Origin of the sequence: Streptomyces sp. L7 (assembly GCF_050990935.1) — a bacterium.
Taxonomy (GTDB): domain Bacteria; phylum Actinomycetota; class Actinomycetes; order Actinomycetales; family Microbacteriaceae; genus Leifsonia.
The window spans coordinates 3,665,594-3,684,378 of sequence record NZ_CP194644.1 but is presented as its reverse complement, the minus strand read 5'-3'; the positions used below and the strand labels follow the sequence as shown (position 1 = coordinate 3,684,378).

Sequence of the window (18,785 nt, the reverse complement as noted above, 5' to 3'; positions counted from 1 at the left end):
CTGGCGGCTGTTCTCGCCGTGGTTGGTTTCGCACTCGTGCTCACATGGTTGTTGCTCTTCGCCCGGATCGCCAAGACCACCGACGCTGCGCTCGCAGTCGCGGCCGACGTGGACGCCGTGCCCGCCGATGCCAGCGCCCTCCAGGACCGCTGGGAGTCCATCATTGTGCTGCGGGCTACTCAACGCGGCCTCGCGGTAGCACTGATGTGCGCGACCCAGGTCCAGGTATAAGCGAAGACTGAGTGCCTGGTTCCGTAAGCCCGGGGCCGTAATTCCTCGGCCAAACCTTTTTCACGCTAGCCTCCCGACAACATGCGGGCTGCCGGTGGCGGCGCCGCCCACGGCCACTCCCCGTCGCGGGCTTCCCGCGGATGTGGCGGTCAAACAACCCCGATCGTGAAAGTCGTCTTGAAACGGGAGGATCGTCTCGACGCGGACTGCGCCGGCTGCAACCTCGCTCTCCGGCACGACGATCTCTTACAGCCAGAGCAAGCCCGGGGACAACGAGACGTCTACCAGTCGGCCCTGGACGGCATAAATACAAAATCGCCGTCCGCTCGAACCGCCACGACAGCAGCTTTTGTGACAGTCACATCCGCCGCCGGACAACACAGCTCGTTGCCAATACTGACGAAATCACTTTCTGTGATCCGATTCACATCCGGCGGCCACCGACTCATGATTGAGTGCTTGGAGATGCTGCGGATCCGGGAGGCTCAATGCGCGACCACCATCTGTGCGAGCTGATCGTCATCGGCGGCGGCAGCGCCGGCTTGATCGCGGCGCGGACCGCGCGTTTGCTCGGAGCCCGAGTGATCCTGGTCGAGCGGGGGCGTCTGGGTGGCGAATGCCTGTGGACCGGATGCATTCCCTCCAAGAGCATGATCGCGTCGGCACGCATCGCAGCGCTCTCGGGAGCGGGCGCCCAGAGCGGCGCAGCGGCGCGCGCGGGTGTGTTCGAGGCCATCGCCCGCGCCGAGAGCCGTATCGCCCCGACGGACTCCGCGGACTCGCTGGCAGCGCTCGGCGTCTCGGTGATGTCCGGCGCAGCGCAGTTCATCGGCCCCAACGCCGTCATGGTCGGCGGTGAGGAGGTGCGGTTCCAGCGAGCGATCCTCGCAGTCGGTTCACATCCTGCGACGTTCTTCGTTCCGGGACTGCCGGAGGAGGATGCGCTGACCAGCGACACGCTCTGGGAGCTGCCGGAGCTTCCCTCGAGCATGCTGGTCATCGGCGGCGGTCCGATGGGCTGCGAGCTGGCCCAGGCGCTGGCCCGGCTGGGCGTGGACGTGACGCTGATCCAGCTTGGGAACGAGATCCTGCCGGGTGAGCATCCGAAGGCGCGCTCGCTCGTGCTGCGTGCGCTGGAGGCTGACGGGGTCAGGGTCGTCACCGGCCGCACCCTGGCGCGGGTGGAGCAGGGCGAGGCCGGCACCTCGTCCGCGGTCCTCGACGATGACACGTCAGTGCCGTTCGAGCGTGTGCTGTTCGCCGGCGGCCGTGTCCCGATCCTCGATGCCCTTGATCTCGGTGCGGCCGGGATCGGACAGGACGACGACGGGTGGGTCAGCACCGACCGCGCGTTGCGGACCGCGAATCCTGCGGTCTGGGCGGCGGGCGACGTTACGTCCACTTCGAAGCACACGCACACCGCGGGCGTGAGCGGCGCGATCGCTGCCCGGAACGCTCTTCTGGGCTCGAAGAAGCCCGGGCCAGCAACAGGCGAGCCTCGAGTGATCTTCACCGACCCGGAAGTCGCGTCGGTCGGCGAATCATCCGCCCTCGCCGGGGCCCCGGGGCGGCGGGTGATCACTGTGCAGCATCGGCACCTCGATCGAGCCATCACCGACGAGGACACGTCCGGATTCACCCAGCTCGTCGTCGATCGCCGCGGCCGGCTGCGTGGCGGGACGATCGTGGGCCCACGCGCCGGAGAGAGCATCGGCGAACTCGTCCTCGCGGTGTCGGCGCGTCTTACGGTCTCCGACATCGCCGCTACGACGCACCCCTACCCGACCTACAACGACGGAATCTGGAACGCCGCCATCCTCGAATCCCAGCGGCGCATCCGCGAGGGCGTGACGGGACGGGCCGCGCAACTGCTGCGCCGGGCCCGCGGCATCGGATTCCGGAGGTCGGAACGCCGGACAGCGAGCGCGGGAGACGTCCGATGAGCGTGGAGCCCGGCGATGACTGGGATGCGTACCTGGACTCCTTCCACGAGCAGCGGCCCGGAATCACGGAGGACGTCCTCGCTGCGAGCGTCGATGATACGGGGAGAACGGGATATGACTGGCTGGCGTCGCTGCTCCCCACCGACGGCCTCATCGTGGACCTCGCCTGCGGAAGCGCACCGCTATGGCGGCCGGAACTCCGGGGTCGTTATCACGGCATCGACGCCTCCCCGGCCGAGATCGCGAAAGCGCGCGCCCGCGGCGCCGAGACCGTCGACGTCGGGGATGCCCGCGCCCTCCCGTTCCCTGACGGCGCAGCACGAGCCGTGGTGTGCTCGATGGCGCTGATGATCCTCCCCGAGCTGGAAACGGTCCTGGACGAGGTCCGCCGGGTGCTCGCCCCCGATGGGGTCCTACTCGCCCTCCTCCCCACCCATCCGACACGCCCGGCCGATCTCCTCATCAGCGGAAAGCTGCTCAGCGCCGTCCACGGTGGCCTCGGCTACCGCAACGACCGACAGCTCCGGCACGCCGCGAGCCTTCTCCGCACCCACGGGTTGGAGCTCACGGAAGATCGGATCACGACCTACCGATTCGGGCTCGGTGACGGCGGCGCGGAATTGCTGGCCCGCTCGCTGTACTTGCGGAACGGGCACGAGGAGAATGCGGTCGCGTATTTGCGCCGGCTTGCTCGCAGCGCCCGAACTATGCCGATCCCGCTTCGACAGCTGGTCGCACAGCCGGCGGTCGCCTGATGCCGAGACCGAGCGCCGTTCCCGGGACTCTCGTGGCAAATCTCGCCTCCGCAGCGTCAGAGTTCCCGGACACCCCGCTCGTGAAAGACTCCCGCAGAACCCTGACGTACGCCCAGTTCGCGGAACGGGTCGAGGGCGCGGTCGACGAGCTCGCCGCCGCCGGAGCGCGCCCCGGCGACCGAGTGATGCTGTGCTCGGGCAACCGTGTGGAGTCGGCGATCCTCATCTGGGCGTGCGCCCGGGCCGGATTCATCTACGCAGGGCTGCCCACCAACCTGGACCCGCCGTCCTGGGAGGCACTGATCCAGAACGCTGAACCCGCGATCGTACTGGCCGATGACGAGCGTCGTGTGCGCATCCCGCACTCCGTTCCCCTGACCGACGTGCTCAGCGGCAGCACGCGAGAGTGGGACGACGACCGAGCACAACCCGACCCGGACGACATCTATGCGCTGGTCTACTCCTCCGGCACGACCGGTACCCCGAAAGGCGTCACGATCAGCCATCGCGCGACCATGACCGTGGCGGCTACTTACCGTGACCTGCTGAACTTGGGTGTCGGTGAAGTCACCCCCATCCATCTGCCGTTCTCCTACGTCTCCGGCCACATCTCGCAGTTGAACCCGATCATGCTCGCGGGCGGTACAGCCGTGATCCTGCCGGAGTTCCGTCCGCGGACCCTGATCGAAACCATCCGGCGCGAGAGAGCGACACTGCTCGATCTGGTCCCGAGTATGCTCGCGCAGCTATTGCGCGAAGACGGCTTCACCAGCAAGCGCCTCCCCTCATTGCGCAGCATCATCTACGGCGGCTCCTCGACGCCGCCCGGGCTGCTGGGCGCTCTGCGGGAAAGACTGCCTCAGGTGCGGTTGTTCGATGTGTACGGGATGAGCGAGACGGCGGGGATGATCAGCGTCCGCGAGACCACGACCACCACACCGGCCGGAGGAACGCTGATCCCGTCGCTGCACGCACGGGTCGGCGATGATGAGGAGCTTCTGGTCCAAGGCGGCGTCGTCACCGGCGGATACTGGGCGAATCCCGCCGCGACCAGCGACCGGCTGCACGCGGGATGGCTGCGCACCGGTGACCGTGCGTCGCTTCTGGAGGATGGGACCGTCGCCGTCCATGGGCGCGTCGCCGGCCTCATCAACCGAGGCGGCGTGAAGATCGCCCCGGCCACCGTCGAGGACGCCTTGCGCACCCACCCAGCTGTGACCGACGCCGCCGCCTACGGGGAACCCGACCAGGACGGCGGCGAGGCAGTTGCCGCCACGGTCGTGCTCGGCAGCCCCGCGACCACCGACGAGCTCCGAATCTGGGTTCGGGGGCTGCTGCCGGTGTTCGCGCGGCCAAGGCGCATCGATGTGGTGACGGAGATCCCACGTAACCCGACCGGGAAGGCGGACCTGGTGGAACTCCGGAAGCTCACTCGACCGGACGGGTAGCGCTGCTCGCGGTCATCCGTTCGGCTGTGGGCGGTACCGGGTCGTCTCCGAAGAGCTCCGCGGTCCGCAATCGGTCCCTCCTCAGCGTGGCAGCGATCACCCCGCCAGCAACCAGGGACAGGCCGGCGGCAATGAGATACCACCGCGACTCGCCCGCGGGGAACGGGAACACCGTCGCCGCGATCACGTAGCCGACGAGGAGGACACCGACAGCGAGGACGACGACTCGAGCGGCGCGGCGCTGTCGGATCGAGAAGACGACCGCGGCGATCAGGCTCAGCAGGTAGGCGACCACGATCAGGTCCGCGCCGTAGGTCGCCAGGTCGTCGAAAGCGCCGAGCGGCGAGCGGGAATTCAACGCGAGCAACGGCACGATCGTCGCCACTGCCACAACCGCGATCGCGCGGGTCGGGGTGCGGAACCGTGGATGGGTGAATTCGACCCGGCCCGGCACGATCCCGGCACGGCCTCCCGCGAACAGCAGCCGCGCCGCACCGTTGGCTGCGGCCAACTGTGCCCCAAACCCGCTGATGATCGAGGCGACGATGACGGCCGCGCCCATCCCGGACCCGACGAAGCGGTCCGCGATCGCCGCCAACGGCACCCCGTGATCGGCGGCTGCTGCTAACGCGGACGCCGACGGATAGGCCACCGTCTCGACGTACGACATCACCGTGTAGATCGCTCCCGAGACCACCAGGGCGGTGACCATCGCAGCTGGAATCACCCGGCGCGGGGCACGCGACTCCTCCCCCAACGTCGCAGCGACTTCGAACCCCGCGAACCCGGTGAATGCGAAGATGACCCCCGGAGCGAGGACGCCGATCGGAACACCGACCGGATTGAAGGGCTGCAGCCCCAACGACGCCACTCGGGCCGGCTCGTGGACGAGCATCGCGACGGCGACAACACCGATCAGAACCACCGCGACCGCTTCTAGGACGAAGATCAGCACGGTCGAGACGCGGATGGAGTACCGCACCAGGAAGATCGTCGCCGCCCAGAGCAGCCCCGCCATCACCAACCAGAACGGTGTGCCGAGAAGCTGCGGGAAGAACAGGGTGACCAGCGCGTTCGCGTTCGACGCGAACACGGACGAGGCGAACGCCACGTAGGCCAGCAGGAGCAACCAGGCCGCGAAGACGCCATATCGTACGCCCAGTACCCGCCCGGTGAAGGTGTACACCGAGCCCGCTGAGGCGAACGCGCGGGTGAACACCACGAATGCGAACGCGACGAACAGCATCACCACCACGGCCGAACCGAACGACGCCGGGCCGCTGAGCCCTACGATGCCCGCCATCAAGGCGGGCAGGAAGCTCACTCCTCCGGCCGGCGCCTGGATTCCGACGGCCGAGCCGACCGTTCCCACGAACGCGATGCTGTCCCGGCGCAGGGAGCGCTTCTCCGCGCTCTTGGCGCCCGATTCCGATGAGATCACTCCCTGATCCTCCTCCTCCACCGCTCGCGCCTACTGTGATGACGCTCACCGAACTCCTGCCAAATCGAGGCTCGAATCCGATCGGATGCCGGTTCGTACCGACCGATTTTCCGGAACTGTGGTCTCGGTCACAGACCGGTGGGGCGAGATGCTTCTAGCGTCGCAGCATCGAATTCTCGAGAAAGGGGAATCGCAATGACTGCACACGCCTCCACAACCGGGTTCACCACAGCCGGGCTGGGCCGACGATTGCTCGCCGGCGCCGTCGGCGGGATCGCCGGCGGTGTGGTCTTCGGCATGATGATGTCGATGATGGGCATGCTCACCACCATCGCCGGGATGCTCCACTCCACCTCCCCGATCGTCGGCTTCGGAATCCACATCATGATCTCGATCTTCTACGGGCTGGTGTTCGCACTACTCGGCGGCCGATGGCTCACCTCGTGGGGCCGCGGGCTGACCGCCGGTGCGATCTACGGGGTTATCCTGTGGGTGTTCGGGCCGCTGATCATGATGCCGCTGATGCTCGGGGGCGCCGTGTTATCGTTCGGCGCAACCACGATGCTGTCCCTGATGGGGCACCTGATCTACGCCCTCATCCTGGCGGCCGTCGCCGTCCCGATCGCCCGGAGGCGAGCATGAGCGATATCGACCCCCGACTGGGCGGACTCGGCAAGTCGGCGCCGTGGTCGCCGCTCGGGCCGGCGTCGGCGCAGAACCACGCCGCCGACGCAGGCCCACGGGACCCCTTCTCCTGCCTGAGCGAGGTGGACCTCTTCGCCGACCTCAGTGCTGCAGAGATCGAAGCCATGGACCGCATGGCCCCCGCGGTGCCCTTCAGCCGCGGGCAGCTGCTGTACAGCCAGGCCCAGCCGATCCGATCGCTCTTCATTCTGAAGGCCGGCCGCGTCCGCATCTTCCGGGTGGCGGAGGACGGCAAGGCGCTCACCCTCGCGATCCTGGAACCCGGGGCGGTCTTCGGCGAGATGGCTCTGGTCGGCCAGCGGATGTACGACAGCTACGCCGAAGCGATCGATGACGCGCTCATCTGCCAGCTCTCGGTCACCGATGTCGAACGCTTCCTCCTCGCCGATCCGCGCATCGCCATCCGCGTCGCCCGGATCCTCGGCGAACGCGTCGGCGAGCTGGAGGACCGACTCACCGACCTGGCGTTGCGACCCCTGCAAGCCCGCGTCGCCGCAACCCTTCTTAATCTCACCCGCCCCCACCCCGGCGCCAGCGGACGCTTCCGCGGCACCCTCCAGGTCCGGCTCACCCACGAGCAACTAGCCAGCGTCATCGGCGCCACCCGGGAGGCCACCAGCCGAGTCCTCAGCGACTTCGCCGACCGGGACCTGATCCGGCAAGGACGAGGCCGCATCGTCATTACCGACCCCGCCCGGCTCCGGCAGCTCACCAGAGACGCGCTCTGAGATGAAGCGGCGAACGGCGACCGCGTATCTCGGGAACACCCTCATCGCCTCGACGACGCGCGGAGTACTCGTAGAGGGCAACCTGTACTTTCCAGAATCAGATGTGGATTCCGACCTCCTGACCCCCAGCGCCCTGACCACCGTGTGCCCGTGGAAAGGGATCGCCCGCTACCGTCACCTGCGCGTCAGCGGCGCCGAAGTGCGAAATGCAGCCTGGACCTACCCGCTTCCCACCCCCTTTGCCTGGTTCCTGCGACGAATGATCGCCTTCGAACCCGGCACAGGAGTCACCATCCAACCAACACCACTCTCGGAGTCCCCCACCCATGACTGACGTATTCCACCACCTCCCCGAACCCTCGCGCCCCATCGCAGAACAGTTGAAGAAAAGGTCCGGACGGTTGCTGAACATCCACGCGCAGATGGCGCGATCGCCGGTCGTCGTCGCCGCCTACGCCGCCATGACCTCCGCGATCCGCGAGCACGGGACCTTCGACGCCCGCACACGCGAGATCATCGCCCTGGCGGTGGGAAATCAGAACGGCTGCGACTACTGCCAAGCCGCGCACACCGCGTCGGCGCGCGCCGCCGGACTCAGCGACGAACAGATCCTCCAGATCCGCACCGGCGAGATCACTTTCGACGCACGCCTATCGGCCCTGGCCGAGGTCGCCCGACATGTTGCCGCAACTACAGGCTACGTCTCCGAGGCGGTCCGCGCTCACGCGCGGGAAGCGGGCTGGAGCGACACCGAATTGGAAGAACTGTTCGCGCACATCGCCGCGAACCTCTACACCAACTACTTCAACCACTACGCCGGCACCGAACTCGACTTCCCACCCGCCGCACCACTGGCCTGACAGCACCAGCTTCGGAGGAAAATGCAAAAGAGAGCGACAGAGCAACCATGCTGACCAGCGAAGTCCCGCTGACTGCGGGACAGGCAGCTGAACTGACCGGCACCACCCGCAAAGGGTTGAGGCTCTACGAACAACGAGGCCTTCTGAACAGCCCGGCACGCAACAGCGCCGGGTACCGCCTCTACAGCGAAGACGACGTCAGCACCCTCCGCTTCATCCGCCAGGCCCAAACACTCGGGCTGACACTGGAGGAGATCAACCAGATACTGTCCCTGCACCGCGACGGCACCGAACCCTGCGCCAGCGTCCGTGACTTCCTCGCCGAACATCTGCGCCACATCGAGGAGCAGATCACGCATCTGACTCGCATGCGCGAAGCCATTCGCGCGGCCAGCCGCGCAGACGAAGCATCCGCCTCCAACAGTGCCACCCTCGCTGCGTTCTGCTCGGTTATCGAAGGAGCGCCCATCGCATCGCCTTCAGTGACGACCTAAGATCGGCGCCCGCTATCGTTCACGCGGCGTCGAGAATCCCCATTACGGCCTCTCGCTCGAAAGGAGACCACGAGCACTAGGCCGAGAACGCCTCCCGAAGCCGCCCCGGCTATCGCCTCCACCAGGACCGCGACACCGAGGAGCGCCGGCCCTCGCAGGGTTCCGGTGCATGCGAGAACGACGAGGGCGACGAGAGCGATCGCGGCCCCACCCGCCGAAGCGGCGACCGCAGCGGTGAGCTTCACCGGCCGGCCCGCCCAGACCCTGTCAAGGACCGGCCATGCAGCCGCGGCGACAACCGGGGCGAAGTGATAGGTCGTGGTCAGGTTCACCCGCGCCAAAGCCACCCAGATCGCCGCGACGACCACCGCTGCCGCCGGACCGGCCCACCACCGGAACCGTGTCGCCGGTTGGTCGTTGCCCCGACCGGTCACAGCAGGGAGCCGAGGTCGGAGCCGACGCTGGGGTACGCGGCAGTCATCGACTTCACCTGCCGGGTGCTGAGCCCGGTCTTCATCGCCAAAGCGATCGTGTTGACGAGCTCGGCGTATTCGGGGCCGAACAGATGCGCGCCAACGATCCGGTCGGTGGCGCGATCGATGAGGATCTTGGCCGCAGCGGCGGGCTCTCCGATCCGGTAGTTCGAGAACCAGGCGCTCGTGTCGCTGTATCTCACGTCCACGTCGATCCCCTGTGCGCGGACTTCGTCTTCCAGGAGCCCGACCGCCGCGAGCTCGGGAACGGTGAAGACCGCTGTGGGGATGCCGGTGTAGTCCGGAACGACCGCCGCGTCCTTGAGCATGTTGGAGGCGGCGACCTTGCCCTCGATCGCGGCCACCGGGGTCAGCGGCTGCCCCTGAGTGTGTGCGGCGTCCCCGGCCGCGTACACGCGCGGGTTTGAGACGCTCTGCAAGTGCGGGTGCACGCTCACCCCGTGCTCATCATGCGCGATCCCAGCGGCGTCCAGGTTCAGCCGATCCAGGTCCGGGACCCGTCCAGCGCCGTGAACGACCAGCTCGACTTCCAACGTCTCCGACTCCCCCAAGCGCGTCGTCTGCACCCGGATACGCGCCCCGGCTGGCTCAATGCCGGCGATTTCCGTTTCGAGTCGGATGTCGATGCCGAGCTCCCGGCTGCGCTGCACGAGCAGCGCCACCAGGTCCGGGTCGAAGCGGCGCAGCGGCCGCGCACTGCGGTGGACAATGGTGACCTCACTGCCGGCGCGGGCCGCGATGTGCGCGAACTCGAAGGAGATGAAGCCGCCGCCGACGAACAGGATCCGCTTCGGCAGCGCATCTAGCTCCAGGAATGCGGTGCTGTCGATCACATGCGCTGCGCCGGGGAACTCCAGCGTGCGAGGACGCGCTCCGGTGCCGATCAGGAAATGTGACGCGGTGTGCTCGACACCGTCAACACTCAGCCGGCCCGGGCCGGTGAACACGGCGAGCCCGTGCAGGGCGGTCACGCCGGACGCCACGAGCCCCTTCTCGATCCGCTGCGACATCGGCTCGGTGAACCCCCGTTTGTGCGCCATCACCGCCGGCCAGTCAATGGTCAGGCTTCCCGGCACGATGCCCTTGCCCTCCAGGAGGCGGGCGGCGTCGATCACCTCCGCGCCACGGCGGAGGATCTTCTTCGGGTCGCAGCCGCGGAGAGCGCAGGTGCCACCGAAGGGCAAGTCATCGACGACCGCGACACGCCAGCCGGCCTTTGCGCATTTGGTCGCGGCGGCAGCACTCGCGGTACCGGAGCCGATGGCGATCAGGTCGAAGTCGGAGCTCATGTGGACGTTTCCTTCTCTATCAGCCGTCCTCGCATTCGCGGGGCAGAATGGGCCAGGATCACGCGCCACCTTACGCACACCGCCGCGGTTCGTCTGTGCGTTCGATCACCCTGTGCGTCTTGACCTGGCCCCAGGGACCCTCTCCTAACGTGGAATGCTTCAAACTACCCCGACACATTCAAGTGAAAGAAGGCGTACTCATGTTCGACAACGGCTCGGACTTCGAGGACTCGCGGATCCCCAGTTGCGGAACCGGCCCCATCGGGCGCATCCGCTTCGTCGCCGCTGAACTCCGCCGCCTTATCCACACTGCTCGCCACAACAAGCGAGCGCATTGGACCACCATCTGGAGAAGCCGATGACGATCCTGACCACAATTACCAATGGATTGTCGACCGCGTTCTTCATGCTCTGGGGAACTCTCTGGGCGCTGATCTTCGGGTTCACGCTCTCCGGGGCGGTCCAAGCCTTCGTCTCTCGCGGGCAGATGCAGAAGTTCCTCGGGGACCACCGGCCTAAGACCGTCGCCCGCGCAGGGCTCTTCGGGATTATCTCCTCCAGCTGCTCTTACGCCGCTGCGGCGCTCGCGAAGTCGCTGTTTCAGAAAGGCGCCGACTTCGTCACGGCGATGGTCTTTATGCTCGCCGCCACCAATCTGGTTGTCGAGCTGGGACTGGTGCTCTGGACACTGATCGGGTGGCAGTTCGCGTTGGCCGAATTCGTCGGCGGCGTAATCATGATCATTCTGTTCACTCTTCTGGCGCCGCGGGTCTTCCCCACCAGGCAACTGGCGGCGGCGAGGGAGGCGTTGGCGCAGAATGCTGAGTCCGAGCGACCAGATGACGTCCCGGGCGCGAGCACCACGCAGCCGTCGGTCTGGCAGCGGATGCGGAGCCGCTCGGGCTGGGCGGACGCCGCGGGATACGCCCTCTCAGACCTGAAGATGCTCCGACGCGAGCTGGTGATCGGCTACTTGGTCGCCGGGGTTCTCGCGGTCGCCGTTCCCGCATCGATATGGCACGTCGCCTTCTTCTCCGGGCACGGGTTCTGGAGCGATCTGGAGAACGTGCTGATCGGTCCCTTCATCGCGTTCATCAGTTTCGTCTGCTCGATCGGGAACGTGCCGTTGGCGGCCGCGCTCTACGCCAACGGGCTCAGCTTCGGCGGGACCATCGCGTTCACCTTTGCCGACCTCATCGCCCTTCCGCTGGTGTTGATCTACATCAAGCTCTACGGGCGACGCATCGCCTGGAAGCTCTTCGCACTGTTCTGGGGGTGATGAGCGCGGCAGGATTGCTCACCGACCTGCTGTTTCGCCTGTTCCAAGTCCCCCTGCCCGCGCCGTCGCACACCATCGTCAGTACGGCCTTCCACTGGAACTACACCACCTGGCTGAACATCGCCGCGCTCGCTCTCGCAACCGTTCTCTATTGGCTATACCGCAACCGGGAACGATTCAGCACCCACCAGCGGCTGGCCACAGACTACGTCTGCGGTATGCAGGTGGAAATCGCCCACGCCCCCGCGACCCATCAGCACCGCGGTGAGAAGTTCTACTTCTGCTCCGACCGATGCGAGCACCGCTTCGCCGAAAATCCGTCCGCCTACGCGGGTCGTTCCTAGAGCGCTAACCGGGCTGCGTTTCGTGCAACCGAGATCACAGTGCGATACGCCTGCCCCGATTTACTGTGGCGAAAACCCCAGGAAGGGAGAAACCGATGAGCTCCTCACCCGCCACCTACCGTGCCACGTGGAACGGCGTCGTCGTCGCCGAATCGGATCGCACCATCCGCGTCGAGGGTAACCAATACTTCCCGCCGGAAAGCCTCGATCGGTCCCTGTTTCACAACAGCGACCTCACCTCGGTCTGCCCATGGAAGGGCACCGCCCGCTACTACAGCCTCGAAGTGGGCGGTAAAACCAATCCGGACGCCGCCTGGTACTACCCGAGCCCCTCCGCTGCGGCCAACCAGATCCAGGGCTACGTTGCCTTCTGGAACGGCGTCCGGGTCACCAAAGCGCCCGCACCCAACGCTGACTCCGAGACGAACCGCCCTGGTCTCTTCGCTCGGTGGATGCGCCGCCTCACTCACGACCGACGCGCCGCGTCGCAAGCAGCATCTCCGAAGAAAGGAAGAGCGGACCATGGCCGAACAAGTCGATGTCATCGTTGTGGGAATGGGTCCGGGCGGTGAAACAGCCGCCGAAGAGCTCGCCCACGCAGGGTTGTCGGTGATCGGAATCGACTCACACCTCGTCGGCGGGGAATGCGCGTACTACGGGTGCATCCCCACCAAGATGATGATCCGCGCCGCGAACGTTCTCGCCGAAGCACGCCGCGTCCCCGCACTCGCCGGCACCGCCGAAACTACCCCGGACTTCGCACCCGTGGCCCACCGGATCCGCACGGAAGCAACGGACGATTGGAACGACCAGGTCGCCGTCGACCGCTTCCAGAACGCGGGAGGCCGCTTCGTACGCGGCCACGCCACCATCACCGGTACCGACACAGTGCAGGTCGTGGACACCACCTATCAAGCCCGCAAGGCGATCATCCTCAATACCGGCACCTCGCCAGCGGTCCCCCCGATCCCGGGCCTAGCCGACACCCCCTTCTGGACCAATCGCGACGCGGTCGCTGCCACGACGGCGCCGGAATCCCTGATCGTCCTCGGTGGTGGCGCCGTCGGCGTCGAACTCGGCCAAGCGTTCGCCCGGTTCGGCAGCACCATCGACATCGTCGAAGCCGCCGACCGGCTCCTTCCCGCCGAAGAACCGGAATCCAGCTCCCTGATCCAGGATGTCCTCACCGCGGAAGGCATCCGAGTGCACACGGGATCCCCTGCGGACTCCGTCAGCCACGACGGTGCGCGGTTCACCGTCACGGTCGACGGGACGACGCTGACCGCTGAGAGACTGCTGGTCGGAACCGGACGCCGACCCAACATCACCGACCTGGGCCTGGACAGCATCGGCGTGGACGCGACCGGGCGCTCCTTGACTACCGACGACCACGGCCGGCTCACCGACACCGTCTTCGCCATCGGCGACATCACCGGCAGGGGAGCATTCACGCACGTGTCGGTGTACCAAGCCCGGATCGTGGTGGACACCATCCTTGGCAGGGACCACGGCGCCGGCGAATACCACGCTGTACCACGGGTGACGTTCACCGACCCGGAAATCGCAGCGGTCGGGCTCACCGAGGCCGAAGCGCGCCGCGCCGACCTCCAAATCACAACTGCCCTCACGCAAATCCCGAATTCCACACGCGGATGGTTGCACGCCATCGGCAACCAGGGATTCATCAAACTCATCGTGGACAGCCGGCGCGGAATCCTGGTCGGAGCGACCTCGGCAAGTCCCGTCGGAGGCGAAGTCCTCTCCCTCCTCACCCTCGCCGTTCACGAACGCACGCCGATCGAGCATCTCCGAGACACGATCTACGCGTATCCGACATTCCATCGCGCGCTGGATGACGCGCTCGCACAGCTCTGACCCAAGACACACACGATCGCCGAGGAGAGGCTCCCCACACATGTCCCCACGACTGCGACGACCCGTTCTGACCGGAGCGGCGATCGCTGCGGCTTTGCTGCTCGCGGGTTGCACCGCAGGCGCGCCATTCGGCGGTTCCGCAGCCCAGACGACGAGCGGCTCACCGTCCGGCGGGAACATCGTCATCGGATCGGCGGCGTTCCCAGAGTCCGCGATCATCGCGGAAGTGTATGCGCAGGCGTTGGAGAGCAAGGGCATCGCCGTGACTAGGCGGTTCAACATCGGTCAGCGCGAGCTCTACCTCAAAGCGCTTCAGGACGGATCCATCGACCTGATTCCCGAATACTCCGGCAACCTGCTTCAGTACTACGACAAGGCCGCGACAGCTTCCTCCAGCAGCGACGTCTACGCACAACTGAGCAAGAAGCTTCCCGCCGGATTCACAGTGCTGGACGAATCCGCGGCGCAAGACAAGGACTCCGAGAATGTCACCAAGGCATTCTCGGAGAAGTACCACGTCACCAGCATCAGCGACCTCGCGCATGTTCCGCTCAACCTGACGATCGCCGCCAACCCCGAGTTCGCGGTGCGCCCGGCCGGCAGCGCCGGGCTGAAACGCGTGTATGGGGTGGATGTCACGTTGGAACCGATCAGCGATAGCGGCGGACCGCTCACCATCCGAGCGCTCACCAGCGGAAGTGTGCAGGTCGCGGACATCTTCACGACCTCTCCTGCGATCAAGGCCAACGACCTGGTCACATTGAAGGACCCGAAAAACCTGATCCTCGCCCAGAACGTGCTCCCGTTGATCAACTCCATGAACGCCACCCCCACGGTCTCCAAAGTGCTCAATGAGGTCTCCCACGCATTGACAACGTCGGACCTGATCGAGTTCAACAGCGAGAGCAGCGGCGCCACGAAGGCGACCCCCGCCACCATCGCCAAACGCTGGCTCGCCGGGCGCAACCTTTAGGAGCATCGATGACGATACGGATGGGTGAACTTCTCGCCAGCCACAACGACGACTTTCGCGTCGAGCCGACGCGTAAGCGGATCCGCGCCGTCCTCGCCGGGAGGGTCGTCCTCGACAGCCGGCGCGCCCTGCTGGTCTGGCCGCCCAGCGGCCCTGTGCCCACCTACGCGGTCCCTGTCGAGGACATCCTCCTCCCCGACCACATCCTCCCGTCGCAGAACGCTCTGCCATCCCCAGCAGACGATGAGCTGGCAGGAATGGTCGTCCTCCGCTTCAGCAACTTCGATGCATGGCTGGAGGACGACGACCAGATCCTCGGACACCCACGCGACCCCTTCCACCGTGTCGACGTGCGCGCCACGTCACAGCGCATCCAGCTCTCACTCGACGGACAGGTCCTAGCCGACACTGTGCGCGGGCGCCTCCTGTACGAGACCGGCCTGCCGACACGCTATTACGTGCCGCGCGCCGACATCCTCGTACCCTTGCTTCCCACCCGGACTCACACGATCTGTCCTTACAAAGGCGAAGCGTCGTACTGGCCATTCACGCTCGGCGGCGACGCCTACACCGATCAGCTATGGAGCTACGAACGACCGCTAGCAGATTCCGGCGTACCTGCTGGGTACGTGGCGTTCTACGATGAACGGTTCGAGCTCACCGTTCACCCGCCGATCGACTAAGCCTGGGCACCTCAACCCAAGCGGGCGAGCTCTTCCAGCGAGCGCACCTCGTACAGAGGGGCCGCGAAGTACGGCGGATACGGCCCTCCGGAACGGTTCACCCACACCGTCTGCAGCCCCGCTGCATCCGCGCCATGAATGTCCCACGGGTGCACAGCCACCAGCATCATCTCCCCCACCCCCACTCCGCAAGCGTTCGCAGCGTATTCGTACGCCTCGCGGGCCGGCTTCCACCGCGACGTGTCCTCCACGCTGAGCAGCGCATCGAACATCTCCCGGATCCCAGCTGTACGGAACAATCGGTCGGCCACCGACGTCGAACCATTACTGAGAGTGACCAGCCGCCGGCCGGCCGCGTGCAACGCTGATACACCGGGCACGACATCAGGGTGAAGGCTCAGCTCCGCGAATCCACTTAAGACATGCGCAACAGCCGGTTCGATATCAGTGTTGAGCGGCTGATCGCGCAGCCGAAGCCGCAGAAGGTCCTCGGCGATGGTGGCGAACCGCTCGCTGCCACCAGCCGCCGCCAGAGCGAACCCGTCACGGAGGACCGTCGCGAACCACAACGCGGCCTCCTCCCGGGGTGCACCAATCTCAGCAAACCGAAATGACATGCCGGACAAGTCTGACAACGTCTCGTTGACATCGAACACGGTCACAGCCGGAAGTCTCATCGGTTCCTTCTTCATCTCGTCGCGATGCCGCGCACTGTACGCCGAGAGCACGGATGCCCGGCCGGTGATCGAGCGCACAGAGCCGAACCGTTCGCTGCGCGTAGCGTGCCCTCATGAACGACCGACCGGCTCCGCCCGCCCGCTACGACGACCTGCGCGCTCTCTACATCAACTGCACCCTTAAGCCCAGTCCGCAGGTGAGCAACACCCAGGGCCTCATAGAGCGCAGCATCGCGCTGATGCGGTCAGTCGGAGTCACCGTCGAATCCATCCGGTTCATCGACCACGACGTCGCGACCGGCGTGTATCCGGATATGCGCGACCACGGTTGGGCGAGCGACGAATGGCCGGAGCTGATCTGGCCGAAGGTCGACGCAGCCGACATCCTCGTCATCGGTGGACCGCTCTGGCTCGGCGACAACGCCTCGGTCACACGAAAGCTCGTCGAACGGCTATACGGGATGAGCGGGCTCTACAACGCCAAAGGGCAATACATCTATTACGGCAAGGTCGGCGGCGCCGTCATCACCGGCAACGAAGACGGGGTAAAACACGCCGCAATGTCGCTGCTGTACAGCATGCAGCACATCGGCTTCACCATCCCGCCGGCCGCCGACGCCGGCTGGATCGGACCGATAGGGCCAGGACTGTCCTACCTCGACCCCGGCTCCGGCGGACCAGAGAACGACTTCACCAACCGGAACACCACCTTCATGACCTGGAATCTTCTGCACACTGCTCGCAGGCTGAAGGACTCCGGAGGAATCCCCGCCTACGGGAACCTGCGAGAGCAGTGGAACAACGGCGAGAGATTCGGCTTCGCCAGCAACCCCGAATACCGGTGACCGACGTCACCGCGCGAGCAGGTCGCATCGACCGGCCGAGAAGACGTCCGCGCGGCGCTCATGCGGCTGGAGTCGTCATCCTCGCCCAATTCCTCCTTCGCGCGGCCTCAGCGGCGGGCGCACTCCTCGTCGGAAGCTACTTCGTCGACCTCGCGCACCACGGCGTGCCCATCAGTTCACTCGTCCTGGGTGCACTGTCCGCCCTCGCATATCTGGCCGAATTGATTCTCGCGCCGCTCTCTGGCTCGCTCAGCGACTTGAAGGGGCGTCGCCTCTTTCTGGTGGTCGCCCCGCTCGTCGCCGCCGTCGGGATTGTGCTGACGCCGGGCGCGTCGGTGTTCAACGCAACACCTCCGCTGGCGATGGTGGTCGCGATCGTCGGAGTGTCCCGGCTCATCGACGGCACGTCGGCTGCGATGGCGACCCCAGCCACCCTCGGCCTACTCGCCGACAGCACCGATGAAGACCGTCACCGTCGCGGCCGCCTCAACAGCATGTACGAACTCTCCTCCTCCGGCGGTATCGCAGTGGGCGCAGTCATCGGTCCGGCACTGTACGCCGACACCGGGCTCTGGGCTTTCACCGTGCTCGCCGGCATCTACGCCATCGCCGGAATCCTCGTCGCGACATTCACCCGCACCGACCGGCCAAAAGCCGACACCACCCCAGTGACACTTCGCCGCAGATTGAAGATCTTCAGCAACAGGCAGCTCCTGGCCTTCCTCCCGTCCTGGATCGCGGTCAACGCCATCCTCGGCACCTGGGTGACCTCGCAAATCACCTACGTCCTCGCCGGCGACCGCGCATTCCCCGGCCAACGATTCACCGGCTCCCTAGCCCACCACCCCGCCTGGCTCTCCCCAATCCTCGGCGGCTACGTGCTCCTGTTCAGCGTCTGCATCATCGGATGGTCCTTCATCGTCGGTCGACTACCCACCCTGCCGACCCTCACCGTCACCATCAGCGGTGCAGTCCTCACCTCTGCCGGGCTCATCATGGCGAACCACGGCATCGCCCTAACAGTCGCGATACCGATCGTCGTCGTCGGAGTCTTCCTGGAGGCGGGTTTCACACCCGCAGCGCTCACCCATCTCTCCGACATCTCCGCAGACTTCCGCCCAAACCGCGGCCTCATCATGGGGGTCTACTCGGTTGTTCTCGGAGTCGGCTACCTTCTCGGCAACCTCCTGGGCGGTGTCTTCGCGCAATGGCTGGCCTTCGACGGCTTAGGCCTCCTCACCATCCTGCTCGCCATCATCGCGCTGACCACGATCCCCGGGATGATGCTGGCCGAACGACGCCATGGGCGCACACGCGAAGCACCGCCCCGCGATTCCTCAACATCAACTCCGGTCAGCGCGAGGCCGAACGATGACGCGACTCAATAACGTCGTTCAACTGCTCGAGGGTCGGAGAACCGGCGAAGCCGGCACCGGACCGGTACACCCGGCACGCCAAACCGACCGGCGCATCCGGTTCGGCGAACGGATCATCGCCGTCGATCAGGACGGTCGGGGAACCGTGGAACCCCAGCGTCTCGGCTTCCTCGACACTGCTCACCAACTGACGCTGAATGGTGATGTCCGCGCGCCCGTCAGTGAGCTCATGCAAGCGCTGCTCCGTCGTCATCCAGTTCGGGCAACCATCGAAGTACTGCAGGGTTATCTCCATGCCGCAACGGTAAGCCTTGCACCGCAGTACAAGGTCAAGCAGGGAGGAAA

The 18,785-nt window shown here is 66.1% G+C and carries 21 protein-coding genes; 17 read left to right on the top strand and 4 right to left on the bottom strand.

The window, feature by feature from the left end; genetic code table 11:
• The first annotated feature begins 18 nt into the window (after positions 1-18).
• From ACR5MH_RS18635 to ACR5MH_RS18620, 4 genes are all read left to right on the top strand, one after another.
• Positions 19-231, top strand: coding sequence for a hypothetical protein (locus tag ACR5MH_RS18635; RefSeq protein WP_147440224.1), 213 nt, complete (start codon positions 19-21; stop codon positions 229-231).
• A 488-nt stretch (positions 232-719) separates the two neighbouring features.
• A complete protein-coding gene (locus ACR5MH_RS18630) occupies positions 720-2,174 on the top strand; it encodes a dihydrolipoyl dehydrogenase family protein (RefSeq protein ID WP_431348552.1) in 1,455 nt (484 codons plus the stop codon).
• Positions 2,171-2,929 carry a class I SAM-dependent methyltransferase gene (locus tag ACR5MH_RS18625; RefSeq protein WP_431348551.1) on the top strand — a complete coding sequence of 253 codons (759 nt, stop codon included), beginning with the start codon at positions 2,171-2,173 and terminating at the stop codon, positions 2,927-2,929. Before ACR5MH_RS18630 ends, ACR5MH_RS18625 begins: the two co-directional genes overlap by 4 nt.
• Positions 2,930-2,961: 32 nt before the next feature.
• Complete coding sequence (locus tag ACR5MH_RS18620; RefSeq protein ID WP_431348550.1) at positions 2,962-4,377, top strand: class I adenylate-forming enzyme family protein; 1,416 nt, start codon at positions 2,962-2,964, stop codon at positions 4,375-4,377.
• Here ACR5MH_RS18620 and ACR5MH_RS18615 read toward each other — a convergent pair.
• Entirely contained in the window at positions 4,358-5,818 is a 1,461-nt protein-coding gene (locus ACR5MH_RS18615; RefSeq protein ID WP_433862043.1) for an APC family permease, read from the bottom strand. The two genes, ACR5MH_RS18620 and ACR5MH_RS18615, sit on opposite strands and share 20 nt — an antisense overlap.
• 195 nt (positions 5,819-6,013) lie before the next feature.
• Between ACR5MH_RS18615 and ACR5MH_RS18610 the strand changes: the two genes are divergently transcribed.
• The 5 genes from ACR5MH_RS18610 to ACR5MH_RS18590 are packed head-to-tail and all read left to right on the top strand — an operon-like array spanning position 6,014 to position 8,605.
• Entirely contained in the window at positions 6,014-6,460 is a 447-nt protein-coding gene (locus ACR5MH_RS18610; RefSeq protein WP_431348549.1) for a hypothetical protein, read from the top strand.
• The gene (locus tag ACR5MH_RS18605) at positions 6,457-7,251 is read left to right on the top strand and encodes a Crp/Fnr family transcriptional regulator (protein ID WP_431348548.1); all 795 of its coding nucleotides are present in this window, start codon (positions 6,457-6,459) and stop codon (positions 7,249-7,251) included. Before ACR5MH_RS18610 ends, ACR5MH_RS18605 begins: the two co-directional genes overlap by 4 nt.
• A 1-nt stretch (position 7,252) precedes the next feature.
• Positions 7,253-7,585, top strand: a complete 333-nt coding sequence (locus ACR5MH_RS18600; protein WP_431348547.1) for a DUF427 domain-containing protein — start codon at positions 7,253-7,255, stop codon at positions 7,583-7,585.
• Positions 7,578-8,111, top strand: coding sequence for a carboxymuconolactone decarboxylase family protein (locus tag ACR5MH_RS18595; RefSeq protein WP_431348546.1), 534 nt, complete (start codon positions 7,578-7,580; stop codon positions 8,109-8,111). The genes ACR5MH_RS18600 and ACR5MH_RS18595 overlap by 8 nt, the downstream gene beginning before the upstream one ends.
• 47 nt (positions 8,112-8,158) lie before the next feature.
• A complete protein-coding gene (locus tag ACR5MH_RS18590; RefSeq protein WP_431348545.1) occupies positions 8,159-8,605 on the top strand; it encodes a heavy metal-responsive transcriptional regulator in 447 nt (148 codons plus the stop codon).
• 430 nt (positions 8,606-9,035) lie between these two features.
• On the opposite strand, the gene ACR5MH_RS18585 is transcribed toward ACR5MH_RS18590, so the two are convergent.
• Complete coding sequence (locus ACR5MH_RS18585; protein WP_431348544.1) at positions 9,036-10,388, bottom strand: dihydrolipoyl dehydrogenase family protein; 1,353 nt, start codon at positions 10,386-10,388, stop codon at positions 9,036-9,038.
• 358 nt (positions 10,389-10,746) lie between these two features.
• Between ACR5MH_RS18585 and ACR5MH_RS18580 the strand changes: the two genes are divergently transcribed.
• The 6 genes from ACR5MH_RS18580 to ACR5MH_RS18555 all read left to right on the top strand — a co-directional run bounded on the left by ACR5MH_RS18580 (position 10,747) and on the right by ACR5MH_RS18555 (position 15,542).
• Positions 10,747-11,667, top strand: a complete 921-nt coding sequence (locus ACR5MH_RS18580) for a permease (RefSeq protein ID WP_433862042.1) — start codon at positions 10,747-10,749, stop codon at positions 11,665-11,667.
• Positions 11,667-12,011, top strand: coding sequence for a YHS domain-containing protein (locus tag ACR5MH_RS18575; RefSeq protein WP_433862041.1), 345 nt, complete (start codon positions 11,667-11,669; stop codon positions 12,009-12,011). Before ACR5MH_RS18580 ends, ACR5MH_RS18575 begins: the two co-directional genes overlap by 1 nt.
• Before the next feature lie 95 nt (positions 12,012-12,106).
• Positions 12,107-12,583 (top strand): DUF427 domain-containing protein, encoded by a 477-nt coding sequence (locus tag ACR5MH_RS18570; RefSeq protein WP_433862040.1) that lies wholly within the window; start codon positions 12,107-12,109, stop codon positions 12,581-12,583.
• Positions 12,534-13,886, top strand: coding sequence for a dihydrolipoyl dehydrogenase family protein (locus tag ACR5MH_RS18565; RefSeq protein ID WP_431348540.1), 1,353 nt, complete (start codon positions 12,534-12,536; stop codon positions 13,884-13,886). Before ACR5MH_RS18570 ends, ACR5MH_RS18565 begins: the two co-directional genes overlap by 50 nt.
• 94 nt (positions 13,887-13,980) lie before the next feature.
• Positions 13,981-14,859, top strand: a complete 879-nt coding sequence (locus ACR5MH_RS18560) for an ABC transporter substrate-binding protein (RefSeq protein WP_433862039.1) — start codon at positions 13,981-13,983, stop codon at positions 14,857-14,859.
• A gap of 8 nt (positions 14,860-14,867) precedes the next feature.
• On the top strand, positions 14,868-15,542 hold the full coding sequence (locus tag ACR5MH_RS18555) for a DUF427 domain-containing protein (RefSeq protein WP_431348538.1): 675 nt from the start codon (positions 14,868-14,870) through the stop codon (positions 15,540-15,542).
• 11 nt (positions 15,543-15,553) lie between these two features.
• Here the strand turns inward: ACR5MH_RS18555 and ACR5MH_RS18550 are convergent, their stop codons facing one another.
• On the bottom strand, positions 15,554-16,297 hold the full coding sequence (locus ACR5MH_RS18550; RefSeq protein WP_431348537.1) for a haloacid dehalogenase type II: 744 nt from the start codon (positions 16,295-16,297) through the stop codon (positions 15,554-15,556).
• A gap of 35 nt (positions 16,298-16,332) precedes the next feature.
• Between ACR5MH_RS18550 and ACR5MH_RS18545 the strand changes: the two genes are divergently transcribed.
• Positions 16,333-17,064 (top strand): flavodoxin family protein, encoded by a 732-nt coding sequence (locus tag ACR5MH_RS18545; protein WP_431348536.1) that lies wholly within the window; start codon positions 16,333-16,335, stop codon positions 17,062-17,064.
• Entirely contained in the window at positions 17,013-18,452 is a 1,440-nt protein-coding gene (locus ACR5MH_RS18540; RefSeq protein ID WP_433862038.1) for an MFS transporter, read from the top strand. Before ACR5MH_RS18545 ends, ACR5MH_RS18540 begins: the two co-directional genes overlap by 52 nt.
• Here the strand turns inward: ACR5MH_RS18540 and ACR5MH_RS18535 are convergent.
• On the bottom strand, positions 18,418-18,735 hold the full coding sequence (locus ACR5MH_RS18535) for a thioredoxin family protein (RefSeq protein WP_121263622.1): 318 nt from the start codon (positions 18,733-18,735) through the stop codon (positions 18,418-18,420). The two genes, ACR5MH_RS18540 and ACR5MH_RS18535, sit on opposite strands and share 35 nt — an antisense overlap.
• Positions 18,736-18,785 lie beyond the last annotated feature (50 nt).